Source organism: uncultured Draconibacterium sp., assembly GCF_913060805.1.
Classification (GTDB): domain Bacteria; phylum Bacteroidota; class Bacteroidia; order Bacteroidales; family Prolixibacteraceae; genus Draconibacterium.
The window spans coordinates 13,888-28,265 of sequence record NZ_CAJXTC010000004.1; the positions used below are offsets into that span (position 1 = coordinate 13,888).

The following is a 14,378-nucleotide window of genomic DNA, read 5'->3' on the forward strand; positions in this document are numbered from 1 at the left end:
GCTAATCAAAATATAAAGCTATGTTTTCAGGAATTGTAGAAGAATACGGTACAGTTGTAGCCGTTGAAAAAGACCAGGAGAATGTACATTTTACATTGACCTGTTCGTTTGCCGACGAGCTGAAAGTTGACCAGAGTTTATCGCACAATGGTGTTTGTTTAACTGTGGTTTGGGTAGACAAAGCCGAAAAGAAATACAAAGTTACAGCCATTAAGGAAACGCTTATTAAATCGAATCTTGGCCTGTTGGAAGTAGGATCGAAAGTGAATTTGGAGCGTAGTATGATGATGAATGGCCGTTTGGATGGTCACATTGTACAAGGTCACGTTGACCAAACCGCAAAGTGTGTAAAAATTGAGGAAGCCGACGGAAGTTGGTATTATACTTTTGAATACGAGTTTGACTTGGACAAAGCCAAACAAGGTTATATGACCGTTGAAAAAGGCTCGGTAACGGTTAATGGTGTAAGCCTTACTGTGGTAAACTCAAAAGACAATTCTTTCCAGGTGGCTATTATTCCTTTCACGCAGGAAGTAACCAATTTCCACACCTTTGAAGTGGGATCGGTTATCAACCTTGAGTTTGATATTATCGGAAAATACCTGAGTAAATTGAATTCGTACAGCAAATAGAAAAACCATATAGTGTTTTTAAAAAGGTCCGTTTTACGGGCCTTTTTTTGTGAACATAAGTCTAACAGTCCTGTTCTTCTAATAAAAATAGCTAACTTTTCAGAATGAAACGAACAGCTTTAATAACAGGAGCATCAAAACGTATTGGCCGGTCGTTAACAGAACACCTGGCAGAAAAGGGCTGGAATGTTATAGTACATTACAACTCTTCGGCAAAAGGGGCGAATGAGTTGGTTGCCGGACTTGAAGCAAAATATCCTGACCAGGAATTTAAAGCAATACAAGCCAATCTCGCTGAAACCGATGAAGTGGTCGGATTGATTCCAAAACTTGCAGCTGAAAAAATCAAGGTTGATCTGCTAATTAATAATGCTTCGGTATTTAATCGTGGCTATCTGAACGTCACGTCAGTTGAGCTTTTTGATTCGCAGTTGGATGTGAACCTAAAAGCTCCGTTTTTTCTTATCCGCGACTTTGCTAATTATTTCAAAACGGGCAACATCATAAATTTTGTCGATACACGCATAACTGCAAATACATCTAATTTTGCAGCTTATTCCATCTCAAAAAAGGCACTTTGGGAACTCACGAAAATGGCAGCTTTGGAATTTGCCCCCGATATTCGGATAAATGCTATTGCTCCCGGTGTTACACTGCCTCCTGAAGACGAAAATGAAGATTACCTGGACAAGTTGGCACAGGGGATTCCGATGAAAAAACCAGGTGGAGTGGAACCTATTTTGAAAAGTTTGGATTATATTTTGGAAAACGATCACCTGACCGGGCAACTGCTGTTTGCCGACGGTGGCGAAAACCTTGGAAAAAATCGTTAAGTATGGCTAAAATACGCATAAAAGATTTGCTAATCAGAACCTACATCGGGTTTAATCCTGAAGAATTGGTGAATAAACAGGATGTGGTAATCAACCTTGAGATTGAGACTGATATTCCTGAATCGGCCTTAGAGTCGGACGAACCCGAAGACATTTTCAACTATAAAGTGATCACCAAAAAAATAATTGCGTTGGTTCAGGAGGGACGGTTCAAACTACTGGAAGTGCTTACCAAGCGCATACTCGATACCATAATGGAAGACGAAAAAGTAACGTGGGCCCGTGTTGAAGTGGACAAACCACATGCCTTGCGTTTTGCTGAATCGGTATCGATGGAAATGGAGGCTTCTCGTAAATCGTGATGATCTCACTCAAAGTGAGGTTATCACTGGCATAAAATGAAATAACATGGATATTCAGCCCGGATTCTACTATCACATTTATAACAGGGGAAATAACTCGTCGCAGATTTTCTTCAAAGAGGAAAACTATTTCTTTTTTCTCACCAAAATGAAAGAGCATCTTTTGCCATACGTTTCTGTTGTCGCGTGGTGTTTAATGCCGAATCATTTCCATTGGGTTGTTTATGTACATAATCTTACGATTAGTGATACCCTAACTCTGAGTGAGGATATCACTAAAACGAAAAACAGAACACTTAATCAGTCTATCGGAATTTTATTGAGATCGTATACCCGGGCAATTCAGAAGCAAGAAGGTATTTCAGGATCATTGTTTCAGAAACATACCAAAGCTAAAGTATTGATTGATGAGGTAGTAATTGAGCCAGCTTATTGGGATACTGCTTTTGGAACAAAAGTTAACCTCTTCGAAGGAAAAACTTACCTGGAAGCTTGCGTTCAGTATGTTCATAATAATCCGGTTTATTCACAATTAGTGAGAAAGGTGGAAGATTGGAAGTTTTCCTCTGCACGAGATTACTTAGGAATGAGAAAAGGACAGATTATTGATTATGAGTTAATAAATAATGAGGGGCTTATTGATACCCTCACTTCGAGTGAGAGCATCAACATTGTAATAGTTGGCATCGGCTCAAACATTAACGCAGACGAGAATATCGCCAAAATGCTCGAAATCCTGAAAGGAGAGGTGGATGTGCTTCAGGTATCGACTATGATAAAGACCAAACCTATCGGAATTGAGGACCAACCTGATTACACTAATGGAGCGGTTAAAATTAGCACGGATTTAGAGCAGACCGATCTGAAAAAGATGCTCAAACAAATTGAAGACAGGATGGGGCGCGACCGGACTGGGCCAAAATTCGGACCACGTTGTATTGATTTGGATATTGCAGTGTGGAATGGAGAAGTAGTAGATGAAGATTACTATACGCGCGATTTTCTGCGAAAAAGTGTGCAGGAGCTGGGTGGAGTAACAAAAAAGTAAGGTCAAATCACTAGTCTTTCATTCAATGATTTGACCTCCTATGTCAATGTTGGTTAATTAATCATTCTTTTATTTACCCCCGGCCCCTAAAGGGGAGCTGGGCAAGTCCCCTTTAGAGCTTGTCCCGATTATAATCGGGAGGATTTAGGGGTAAAATTCACCTTATATTATTTATTGTTCTTTACAAACAGTTCGTTTAATCCTGAAATGCCGCCAACTTCTTCAAGGTCGGTTACAACAAAATCGGCACCTCCTTCAGCTAGTTCTTTTTCGTTGTTTTCTCGGGCTATGCCAAGTGTTAAACCAAATTTGCCTTTCGCTCCGGCCTGAACTCCCGAAACAGCATCTTCAACAACAATGGATTTTGCCGGAGTCGATTCCAGCATATCGCAGGCAGTGGTAAAAATATCCGGTTCTGGTTTTCCGTGTAATCCAAGTTCAGCCGAAACAACACCGTCAACGCGGGCGCCAAACATCTTTAGCATGTCAACAGCTTCCAAAACCGGTGCGCAGTTCTTACTCGATGATGCAACGCCCAGTTTAATGCCGGCCTCCTTCAAATCGTTCAACATTTGTGCTGTCGATTCATAAACCTCAACTCCATCACGTGCAATTACTTCATTAAAAGCTTCATTTTTGCGATTACCCAAGCCACATACGGTTTCCATTCCCGGTGCATCGGAAGGATCGCCAAGTTCCATGATAATTTTTCGCGACTCTAAAAACGATGCCACTCCTTTATAACGCGGTTTTCCATCAACAAAAGCTAAATAATCGCTTTGTGTAAATTCTCTAAATATTCCCCCTGTTTCTTCAGCGTGTTTTTGCAGGTATTCGTCGAACATTTTCTTCCATGCCGCAGCATGCGTAATGGCGGTTTTCGTAATTACACCGTCCATGTCGAAAATAACTGCTTCAAATGCTAAGTCTCCCATTTTCAATTTCTTTTTCTTATTTGCCGCAAAATTAGGCATTTATTACACACGAGGATTTAAAATTGGTTAAAACTGATATTTATCGTGTTGCAAATCCGTTCAGGCACATTAAATTTGTAGCGTAGTAAAATCACAAGGTCATGATTAAATTTTTAATGGCTATTTACCTCCACAACCGAAGCTTCCTGAATATCAAAAACAGGGACGCTTACGCTATTCTGTAATTCATTGTTTTCGTCATGCTGAACTTGTTTCAGCATCTTTAAAATTAGATTCCGAATCAAGTTCGGAATGACGTCCTATATCATTTTAGTATTATTTCGGATAGATTTTTTCCTTGTGTTTTAAATGAAAATCTGTCCATCAAAAAAAGAATTATGGAATTACCATTTGCAGAATCATATAAAATTAAGATGGTGGAACCCATCTATAAAAGTACGCGCAAACAGCGCGAAGAGTGGATAAAAAATGCGAACTACAACCTTTTTAATTTACGGAGTGAGCAGGTTTTTATTGATTTGTTGACCGACAGCGGAACGGGCTCTATGAGCCAGAATCAGTGGGCCGCAATTATGACCGGCGACGAAAGTTATGCCGGATCATCGTCGTATTATCATTTAAAAGACGCGATTAAAAACATTCTTGGTTTCGATTACTTTTTGCCAACGCATCAGGGGCGTGCTGCAGAGAATGTTTTGTTTTCAGTTCTGGTAAAAGAAAATGATGTGGTGCCCGGTAACAGTCATTTTGATACCACAAAAGGCCACATTGAATACCGAAAAGCATCGGCTGTTGATTGCACTATCGACGAGGCTTTTGATACTGAATCCCTGCATCCGTTTAAGGGGAACATCGATTTGGAAAAGCTGGAAGCCGTTTATTCAACACATCCGGCTGAGCAAATTCCGATGGTAATTGTAACGGTCACCTGCAATACTTCGGGTGGGCAGCCGGTGTCGATGCAAAACCTACGCGATGTACATGCATTGTCGAAAAAATACGGAATAAAAGTGGTGTTTGACTCGGCACGTTTTGCCGAAAATGCCTGGTTTATCCAACAACGTGAAGACGAGTATCGTAACAGCACGATTAAAGAAATTGTGGCTGAAATGTTCTCGTATGCCGATGCCATGACCATGAGCAGCAAAAAGGACGGCATTGTAAATATCGGTGGTTTTATTGCCATGAAAGACGAAGAGTTGCTAAAACAGGCTTCGGTTTATAATATCATGTTCGAGGGTTTTAATACTTACGGCGGAATGGCCGGTCGCGATATGAATGCACTTGCTGTTGGTTTGGATGAAGTAACAACCGGTTATTACCTTGAAAATCGTATTCAGCAGGTTGCCTATTTGGGGAACAAGTTGATGGAATGGGGAATCCCGGTGCAGAAACCCATTGGCGGGCATGCTGTTTTTGTTGATGCCAAGAAGTTTCTGGGACACGTTCCGAAGGAGGAATACATTGCACAAACACTCGCTATCGAGTTGTACCTTGAGGCAGGAGTTCGCGGTGTAGAAGTAGGAACATTGCTGGCAGATCGTGACCCTAAAACGCGCGAAAACCGCTATCCGAAACTGGAAATGTTGCGTTTGGCGATTCCGCGCCGTACATACACCAATAATCATATGGATGTTGTGGCCGTGGCATTAAAAAATATCTTCGATCGACGCGAAGAGATTGATCACGGTTACCGGATTAAAAAGGAAGCGCCAATAATGCGCCACTTCTCTGTGGAGTTGGAGCATGCTGAAAAGGTGCGTAGAAAATAAGCCGATTTTTATAACTGATCGGCGTAATGATGGGTGAATTCTTTAAAGCTTAAGGCGTAGGATTCGCCCATTGTTTTTTCATATTTAGTACAGAAAATCTCGAAATTGAACTTCGCTAAATGCGAGTTATTAGCTTTCTGTAAAGCCCAGATTTGCAGATAAAGCGCCTCTTCATTCAGGTCGTCGTAATCTAAAATTCGCTGCGAAACCTTCTCAACTTCTTTCGGCTTATTCTCTTTTTTGTAATCGGATGCCAGTTTTAACAGATTGTCAATCACCTGGTTCCCGGTAAATCCTCTCACTTCGTCGAGCCATGGCCAGTCGACACCTTTTAACAACCGGCCTTTTTTTACCAAATGGAAAAACAATTGCAACTGTTGCCGCGTCATTCCCTGTGGAATTTTACAGAGCTGAAAAGCTTCCACATAATCGCAGAAAAAGTCTTCAGAGAGATTTAAGTGTAGGTAGCCATTTTGAGAAGTAATTTCAACCTTGCTGAAATGTGCCAGAATCTTGCGCAATTTGTTGAGTGTAACCGCGCGGTTGTTGGCCACCTTTTTATCCTCAATTCCATACCACAGCGTTTCGTTAACATCCGGAATAGGCACCCCGATTCCATTTTTCATGCTGTGGATAAGTGTGAAAATAAACAGTTCGCGCACTTTTGGCGTGAAAAGATCGGTAACGTCTTCGTTATTGTTATTGATCGCTTTGAATTCGCCAAAAAGCTGAACCTGGTTCTTTGTCGGTGTTTCAGGTTTGTTGACTAAAATTGAATGTTTTCGTGCATTCATTTTTCGCAACAGAATGAAAATTAACACCAGGAAAATAAAGGCCAGAGAAGCTAAAATGGCGACGATGGTTTTAGTCGACAATAGCGTGGCAGGGGTTTCTGCCGATTGGTATGTGATTTCTTCATCGAGTGCCAGCCGGTTTATTTCTTCGTTACCCAGCGGGCGGTTCCAAATATACAGGTTGTCGATATATCCTCTAAGACTCGCTCCTCCAGAGAGGGCACTACCGATAAAAATGTCGTTGGTGCCGGAATAGGGTGGATGGCCGTCGGAGCCGCCAACATACTGGCCGTTAACAAAAATGGCTTGCTGGCCGGTTTCCAAAATATAACGCCATGTGAGGTGGTACCATTTGTTGGTTTCCAGTAACTCGTCCGACATAAAATCGTTCGCCCAAAGTCCGAAATAGGGATGCCCCGAGCGTAATACCAGGTGAAGTCCTCTGCGGTAACCTTGCTCGTCGTTTCCGAGGATTGCGTTGTCGCCAAATTCCAGAATATCAATAAATTTTACAAAGCAGCTAATGGTAAAACTACTGTTGGGCAGGCCGTAAAGCTCGGGATGGCCAAGATTTACATTGGCATTTTCCGGCAAACGAAGCACGTTTCCCCGATCAATATCCTGGCTAAAGGTGAAGCCGTTTCCATCGAAAGTCCGTTCGGGATTCACCACATCAGCCAATTCATTCTCGAAATGGAAACTGGCCATCAAACGCCGGTTAAGATCGAGTGGAGTTGCCAATATGGAATATTGTTCGGGTTTCACCATTTCGGCAGTGATGGTTAGTTGCGAGGGTGTTAAACTAAAACCCGGAACAAAGGGCGTTAATATCATTTCCTCACCACCGCGAATAGGAAAGCTGAATTTCCCGCCGGTGATCAGGGTTTCGGCATTTTTCCAGAATACGCGATCAAAGTTTTTCCCAACTGTCCGTACCTGGCCTTTTACTGCTTCAAATGAATTCAACTGTTCAATGATAAATCCAAAATTGTAAATGCTCTTTTCAACAAAAAGGAAGTTGGGTTTCTTGCCGTATTTTGTCCAGCTCTCCAGCAAAAAGTTAATGTATTCGGGGTATAAATTCCGGTTTACCAACGAAGTGGAAACGCCGATCGGCAAACGGTCGAAATTACTGATTTTGAAAAGCTCTTTGTTAATGTTCGATTCTCGTTTCAGAATGGCAGAATTCGGTGTGATCTGGCTGGCTCCAATTTCCAAAGCATAGTTGGATGTTTCGTGAAGAATCCGGCTTTCGTTTTGCAACTCGCCTTCTACAAAAAATATCACTCTGCGATTGGCTTGCACCAGATATTCTATCGATGGCCACTTTTCTCCTTGCGGTAAATAAAATATCTGATTCGTCAGGCTGCTTGCGTTTATTACCGAATCCAGCACACGTACATTGCCCGAATAGTTGATGAATACCGGAATAATTTTGGATTCTTCCTCTTGTAGCAATAGTTCTATTTTTTCAAGAATATCTGAGAACGGAGCATTACTGTTTTGCAGATGTATTCCTTTTTCATCAAAATCAACTGATAATTCAATCCCGGTCCAGTTGTTGTCTTTTATAAAATCGAAAAGTCGGTTGTTTTGGTATTCGGCGGGTGTTAACTGGCCTATCAAAAAGGAGTTGTCGCCAAAATCATTGGCTCTGCCTGTCAGGCAAAACGCAATACCTGCAAAAAGCAATAAGAATAGCCTTAGTCTAATCTTAAGCAGCATCTTATATGGTCTTCTAACTGGAATGATAATGTCCTTAATTTGATATTATTTTCAGTCCAAATATATTAAAATATACGTAAATCGATATTTTTTTCAATAAAAAATGTAATTCTTAAAACGCTTTTCAATCAATTAGTTACAAAATAAATTAAGATGAAATTAAGACGTCGTTAAGACACATTTAGCACAAATATTAAGAACCAGCTAATTGCGCGCGCGTATTATTGCCGCTCAAATTGACGACGAATGACTGATAAGACGATTAAACGCAAACACTACATGCTGTTTATTGCGGGGGGACTGAGTGTTATACTCTTTTTACTGTTATTTAATAAGACAGTAGATTATACTTCAACAAACGATTTTTGTAATTCATGTCATGTTCACGAACATGCCGAAACCAGTTGGAAATTATCAGTTCATCATAACACCTCAAGCGGTGTTTCTACCAAATGTGTTGATTGCCATTTACCGCCTGAAGATCAAACCGCACGTTTTTTAACCCGAAAAGCTTATCATGGATTTCATGATTTGTATGCCTACCTGACTTTGGATCCCGAAGAAATTGATTGGGAGGCCAAACGTTCGGTTGAAGCTTCAAAACATTTTGTTTACGAAGATGGATGTGTGAAATGTCATACTAATATGTTTCCGTCGACGCTAAATGAGCAAGGTTCTTTGCAACATATAAAATACATCCGTGATCCGGAGAATAACTCGTGTATGCAGTGCCATCATGATGTTGGCCATTACCGAGGCGAAACCAACTTGCTGGTTGGACTGGAAGAAACCGTAGATCCGACAGAAATTTTCAACGAGCCTGCTGAAGTAAAAGCTTTCGAAACATTTGAAGAACAGATTCCCGGAACAGCGGTATCATTTAAAATGATTGCCATTCCCGGTGGTCAGTTTAAAATGGGAAGCCCGGCAGATGAACCTTATCGCGAAAGAGATGAAGGTCCGGTGCGCGATGTGGAAGTTGGTAATTTCTGGATGGCAGAAATTGAAGTTTCGTGGAATGAATATCTGGCCTTTTTCACTGCAACCGGCTCACAAGGACGAAAAGAAGCTGTAGAAATTGATGAAGAAACCGATGGCGTTTCAGGTGCAACACCACCGTGGGGAGCGCCTGATCAGGGCTGGGGAAAAGGAACACGCCCGGCTATTACTATGAGTCATCACGCTGCTGAAACTTATTGTAGATGGTTAACGCAAGAAACAGGTAGAAAATATCGTCTGCCAACCGAAGCGGAGTGGGAATATGCAGCACGCGGTGGTACACAGATGCCATATTTCTTCGAGGGGTCGCCAAAAGATTTTGAAGCCGATGGTTTTATCAAGAAGTTATTTGGCAGCAATAAAGAAGTCATCAACCAATATGTGATATCGCACTTGAATAGCCCGAATAAAACCCAGCAACCCGATGCGGTTGAGGCCAATCCTTTCGGGTTGAAAAATATGTTGGGTAACGTGGCTGAATTCTGTCTCGATTATTACGATCCGCAGGTGTATGGAAAATATCCAAAAGGTGTGGTGAAAAATCCAAGAGGACCGCGAAATGGAATGGAACATGTGGTTCGTGGAGGTTCGTTCCGGAACTCGCCAAAAGACTTGCGTGTGGCAGCCCGCGATTTCACCAGGACCGACGCATGGTTAGTAACCGATCCGCAAATCCCAAAAAGTATTTGGTGGTATTCTGATACCAAAAGTGTTGGTTTTAGGGTGGTTTGCGAGTACAATGACGAAATGTTTACAACTGAAAAAAATTAAAACGAAATACAATGAGTAAAGATCAACTATCACGCAGGAATTTTCTGGAGAAATCAGCATTAATTGGTGCTGCCGGAGTAATTGGTTTAAATGCACTGAGTTCTTGCAAAAACACGACAAAAGAGGTTGATTACGAATTTCCCCCTTTGCTTGATCAGGCTCCTGATGGAAAGGATTTGAAAGTAGGTTTGGTAGGATGCGGAAACAGGGGAACCGGCGCTGCGTTGAACTTTTTGGCTGCAGGACATGGTTTGCACCTGGTGGCACTTGCCGATGTGTTTGAAGATAAGGTTTGGGATTGCCGCGATAAATTGTTAAAACAACGCGTTGAAGTGCCGGAAGCCAATTGTTTCTGGGGATTCGACGCTTATAAAAGTCTGCTGGATGTAGATTTGGATGTAGTAATTTTGGCTACACCTCCACATTTCCGGCCAATGCAATTTGATGCTGCGGTGCAGGCAAAAAAGCATGTATTTCTTGAAAAACCTGTTTGTGTTGATCCGGTTGGAGCGCGCCAGATAATGGCCACAGCAAAAAAGGCCGAGAGCATGGGCTTGTCGGTTATTACCGGAACACAACGTCGCCATAGTCGCGATTATAATGAAACTTATCGTCAGGTAGCTTCGGGAGCGATCGGTGAACTGGTATCTGCAAAAGCGTATTGGTTACAATCGCATGTTTGGTTCCGCACCCGCGAAGAAGGTTGGAGCGACATGGAATATATGCTGCGTAACTGGAACAGCTTCTGTTGGTTAGGTGGCGATCATATTTTGGATACGCACGTGCACAACATCGACATTGTAAACTGGTTTATGGGAAAAACTCCCGAATCGGCTATCGGTTTTGGCGGACGTCACCGCCGATTAACAGGCGATCAGTACGATTTCTTTAGCATCGATTTCGACTTCGGAAATGGTATTTCATCGCACAGTTTTTCGCGCCAGATTGATGGTTGTGCGAACCAACTTGGGGAAGTGATTATGGGAACCGAAGGTTACACCAACTGTAAAAATACGGTCTTCAATCACGATGGTTCGGTGAAATGGACCTACGAATATCCGAAAAATAAAGACGGCCGTTCTACCGGAGTTGTAGCGGTTTCGCCATACGTGCAGGAGCACATTCACCTGGTAACTGCTATCCGTACAAACAAGCCGGTTGTTGAGGCACACCGCACTGCAGAGTCTACATTGACCGCAGTTATGGGAAGAACTGCAGCATACACAGGGCAAAAAGTAAACTGGGAAGAGATGATGACTTCGAACGAAAAACTGGGACCTAAGAAGTATGAAATGGGCCCGGTTGATATGGAATTTCCGGTACCAAAACAGGGAACTCAACATAAAGCATAAAACTGAATGAAACTATCTGTTGTCATACCATTATTTAACGAAAGTGCCGTTTTATCGCTGCTGATAAACGAAGTGCACCATAACCTGATGACTTTGGGCGAAGCTTTCGAAGTGGTGTGTGTTGACGACGGAAGTGCAGACGATACACTTCAACAGCTTCTGGAGATGAAAGCTGAGAAGCCGGAGTTGAAAGTAGTGTCGTTGTCAAGAAATTTTGGATTGCAGCCTGCCATTGCTGCCGGTTTGGAATATACCAAAGGCGAGTTTGTGGTGGTTATGGATGGCGATATGCAGGATCCGCCGGAATTGATAGAAGAGCTTTACCAAAAAATACTGGAAACTAAAGGCGATGTAGTTTCGGCAGTTCGCTCGGAGCGTGGCGAAAAGTTAAGCAAGCGCTTTTACATCAATGTATTTCATAAAGTTTTCCGTAATGTTTCGGAAGAGCAGCAGTTGGAGCAGGCCGGTAACTTTTGCATTATGAGCCGCAGAGCAGTTTCGGCCATTTTGAAGTTTACCGAGCAAAATCGTTATTTCCCGGGCATCCGGAATTTTATCGGTTTTCAGCACGATACCATTGTTTACGAACGTCCGGATCGAGCTGAAGGCCAGCCCAAAATGACCAGCAAAAAACTGTTTGCGCTGGCGGCAGATGCCATTTATTCGTTCTCGAAATGGCCCATAAAACTATGTTTGTATCTGGGATTGCTGGGCGTTCTTGTGTTTTTACTGGCAATTATTTATACGCTGATTTCAAAGTTTACAGGTTTGGCTCCAACCGGATGGTCGTCTACCTTTTTGGCAATCAGTTTTTTTGGATCGGTGCAGCTTACTTTTTTGGGGCTCATTGGCGAATATATATACCGCATTTACAAAGAGGTGCAAAAACGTCCGGTTTACCTGGTGAAGGAGGTTTATGAATAAATTAGTCGACATATTAACGGCACGCAATGTGTTTCGCATCAGCTTGTTTGTGGCTGCTGTGATTCTGCTGTCGTTAGCGCCAAAAGCGGCCGTTAATGTCGATGAAATGTTGCATTACCCGCATGCCAAACGTGTGGTAAATTGGTATTACACCGGTGGTGAAGATGCATCGTGCCTTGATACGCCTGTTGACAACTTAAAATATTACGGTCAGTCGGTTGATAATCTCACAGCACTCATCAACCGCGTGTTTTCCATCGAAAATGAATTTCTGACACGACATTTTACAGGAGCTGTATTTTTCTTTTTGCTGCTAGTTTTTGCAGGTCTTCTCGGTAAAGAAATTACCGGTTCATACTGGGTGGCAGCAATTGTAGTTTTATCGCTAATGCTCACGCCGCGTTTGTTCGGACAGGCATTTGGCAACTTAAAAGACATCCCATTTGCGGCAGGTTATGTTGCCGGCATTTATTTCATCATAAAATATTTAAAACAATTCCCGAAAGTGAACTGGAAAACGGTGATCGGTCTGGGATTGGCCATCGCTTTTACCTGTTCGGTGCGAATTGGTGGATTGATCCTTTTCGCCTACCTGGGATTGGGAATTGTGGTTATCATTCTTTCGAAGCCTTTTTTACTTAAATATATCGTTTCAACTAAATCTTGTTTTGTAAGGTTAATGGGCCAGTGGCTGGTAATAGTGCTCGCAGGTTATTTCCTCGGACTATTATTCTGGCCCTATGCCTTGCAGGATGTGGTGCGTTATCCGCTCGAAAGTTTGTCGGTGATGGAGCATTACAAAATCAGCATTAAACAGTTGTTCGAAGGCGAGGTAATCTGGAGTTCATCGCTACCGTGGAATTACCTCGTAAAATGGATTTTGATAGCAACACCCGAGTTTATTCTACTCGGGACTCTATACTTTGTAGCCTTTTTAACCTATAAATTTTCTAAACCGTTAAGCGAACAACTCATTATTGAGTTGTTCGTGTTTTTTACGCTGCTTTTCCCGGTGGCCTATGTAATTGTTATCGGATCGAACTTGTACAGCGGGATTCGGCAGATGTTGTTTGTAGTTCCGGTACTGGTTGTTTTGGCCGTTAGTGGTTTGTTTCAATTCATAAAAACGGACATCAGAAAGACAGTGAAAGTTCCGGCCGTGGCCCTGTTTTTTGTTTTGATGATCTTACCATTTCAACATCAGGCGAAAACCTTTCCGGCAGATTATATTTATTTCAATGCTATTTCGGGAGGAAATAAGGCGGCCTGGAGTAATTACGAATACGATTATTATTTCCATGGAATGAAGGAGGCAACGGATTTCCTGATCACCGAAATTGGTGATGAAAAAGCCAAAGTTGCTATGAATTGCCAGTTGCCGAATTATTTCGAGAAGATACCGAACATTGATTTTCAATATACGCGCTACCTTGAACGTAGTTCGGCAGATTGGGATTATGCATTGTTTGGTGTGAATTATATTCATCCGTATTTGCTGAAGAACGATACCTGGCAATCAACACGGATTGTAAAGACTTTTTATCACAAAGGAAATCCGCTGGTGGTTTTGCTGGAAAGGCAATCGAAAGATGATTTTAAAGGGATAGACCTGTTGAAACACCGACAATGGGATGAAGCTGAAATCTTATTAAAAAAGGAACTGGAAACCGACCCCAATAATGTTTGGATGTTTGTAAATTTGGCGAATTTGAAACTGGCGCAACGCAAGTATGCCGAACTTGACGAATTGTTGGAGGGCGGCAGAGCAATACATCGTTATTACGAGCCGTTGTATTTGATCGAGGCGCAAAAATTGTTCGATCAAGGCAAGTTCGACGAAAGTTATGCGGTTTTAAATGAGTTGATAGAAGTGAATCCGCGCTACAAAAATGCGGCACCGCTATTAAAGAAAGTGAAAGAGAAATTAAATAAGTAATACGAATTTAAAAATTTAGAAAAATGAAGAGAGTAATTGCAATGATCGGATTGTTCATTTTGAGTTTACCAACAATGTTGCTAATGGCGCAAGACCAGGGAACATACATTGACAATTTGGGTGCTCAGGACAGTTCGTACTTGGAAGAGGCTCCGCTAACCGGAGTTGAGCAAGCTTCAGGTTCAAACTCAACTGTAATCATTATTGTTGTTGCAGTTGTAGTTATCGCGGCGGCTGTTTTCTTTTTTATGAAGAAAAAGAAAAAGTAATGTAGAGTGAGATCTGATTACAAAAA

Annotated in this window: 12 protein-coding genes; 10 read left to right on the forward strand and 2 right to left on the reverse strand. The window is 42.1% G+C overall.

Features of this window, described 5'->3' with window-relative positions; translation table 11 throughout:
- Positions 1 to 20: 20 nt before the first annotated feature.
- From QZ576_RS03425 to folK, 4 genes are all read left to right on the forward strand, one after another.
- Entirely contained in the window at positions 21 to 632 is a 612-nt protein-coding gene (locus tag QZ576_RS03425; protein WP_297094081.1) for a riboflavin synthase, read from the forward strand.
- Between the two features lie 104 nt (positions 633 to 736).
- Entirely contained in the window at positions 737 to 1,465 is a 729-nt protein-coding gene (locus QZ576_RS03430) for an SDR family NAD(P)-dependent oxidoreductase (protein WP_297094083.1), read from the forward strand.
- A gap of 2 nt (positions 1,466 to 1,467) precedes the next feature.
- Entirely contained in the window at positions 1,468 to 1,827 is a 360-nt protein-coding gene (locus QZ576_RS03435; RefSeq protein WP_297094085.1) for a dihydroneopterin aldolase, read from the forward strand.
- A gap of 46 nt (positions 1,828 to 1,873) precedes the next feature.
- Positions 1,874 to 2,875, forward strand: a complete 1,002-nt coding sequence (folK, locus tag QZ576_RS03440) for a 2-amino-4-hydroxy-6-hydroxymethyldihydropteridine diphosphokinase (RefSeq protein ID WP_297094087.1) — start codon at positions 1,874 to 1,876, stop codon at positions 2,873 to 2,875.
- A 167-nt stretch (positions 2,876 to 3,042) separates the two neighbouring features.
- On the opposite strand, the gene QZ576_RS03445 is transcribed toward folK, so the two are convergent.
- A complete protein-coding gene (locus QZ576_RS03445) occupies positions 3,043 to 3,810 on the reverse strand; it encodes an HAD family phosphatase (RefSeq protein ID WP_297094089.1) in 768 nt (255 codons plus the stop codon).
- A gap of 377 nt (positions 3,811 to 4,187) precedes the next feature.
- On the opposite strand from QZ576_RS03445, the gene QZ576_RS03450 reads away from it, so the two are divergent.
- Complete coding sequence (locus tag QZ576_RS03450) at positions 4,188 to 5,582, forward strand: tryptophanase (RefSeq protein WP_297094090.1); 1,395 nt, start codon at positions 4,188 to 4,190, stop codon at positions 5,580 to 5,582.
- An 8-nt stretch (positions 5,583 to 5,590) separates the two neighbouring features.
- Here the strand turns inward: QZ576_RS03450 and QZ576_RS03455 are convergent, their stop codons facing one another.
- On the reverse strand, positions 5,591 to 8,101 hold the full coding sequence (locus tag QZ576_RS03455) for a LamG-like jellyroll fold domain-containing protein (protein WP_297094092.1): 2,511 nt from the start codon (positions 8,099 to 8,101) through the stop codon (positions 5,591 to 5,593).
- 246 nt (positions 8,102 to 8,347) lie between these two features.
- Here QZ576_RS03455 and QZ576_RS03460 point away from each other — a divergent pair, with 246 nt between their 5' ends.
- Genes QZ576_RS03460 through QZ576_RS03480 form a run of 5 tightly spaced genes read left to right on the forward strand, consistent with a single transcriptional unit; the run spans position 8,348 to position 14,352 of the window.
- Positions 8,348 to 9,871 (forward strand): SUMF1/EgtB/PvdO family nonheme iron enzyme, encoded by a 1,524-nt coding sequence (locus tag QZ576_RS03460; protein ID WP_297094094.1) that lies wholly within the window; start codon positions 8,348 to 8,350, stop codon positions 9,869 to 9,871.
- A gap of 11 nt (positions 9,872 to 9,882) precedes the next feature.
- Positions 9,883 to 11,223, forward strand: coding sequence for a Gfo/Idh/MocA family oxidoreductase (locus tag QZ576_RS03465; protein ID WP_297094096.1), 1,341 nt, complete (start codon positions 9,883 to 9,885; stop codon positions 11,221 to 11,223).
- A gap of 6 nt (positions 11,224 to 11,229) precedes the next feature.
- Positions 11,230 to 12,147 carry a glycosyltransferase family 2 protein gene (locus QZ576_RS03470; protein WP_297094099.1) on the forward strand — a complete coding sequence of 306 codons (918 nt, stop codon included), beginning with the start codon at positions 11,230 to 11,232 and terminating at the stop codon, positions 12,145 to 12,147.
- Positions 12,140 to 14,083: a phospholipid carrier-dependent glycosyltransferase gene (locus tag QZ576_RS03475; RefSeq protein WP_297094101.1), complete on the forward strand. Its 1,944-nt coding sequence runs from the start codon at positions 12,140 to 12,142 to the stop codon at positions 14,081 to 14,083. The genes QZ576_RS03470 and QZ576_RS03475 overlap by 8 nt, the downstream gene beginning before the upstream one ends.
- A gap of 23 nt (positions 14,084 to 14,106) precedes the next feature.
- On the forward strand, positions 14,107 to 14,352 hold the full coding sequence (locus tag QZ576_RS03480; RefSeq protein ID WP_297094102.1) for an LPXTG cell wall anchor domain-containing protein: 246 nt from the start codon (positions 14,107 to 14,109) through the stop codon (positions 14,350 to 14,352).
- The last annotated feature ends 26 nt before the right edge of the window (positions 14,353 to 14,378 follow it).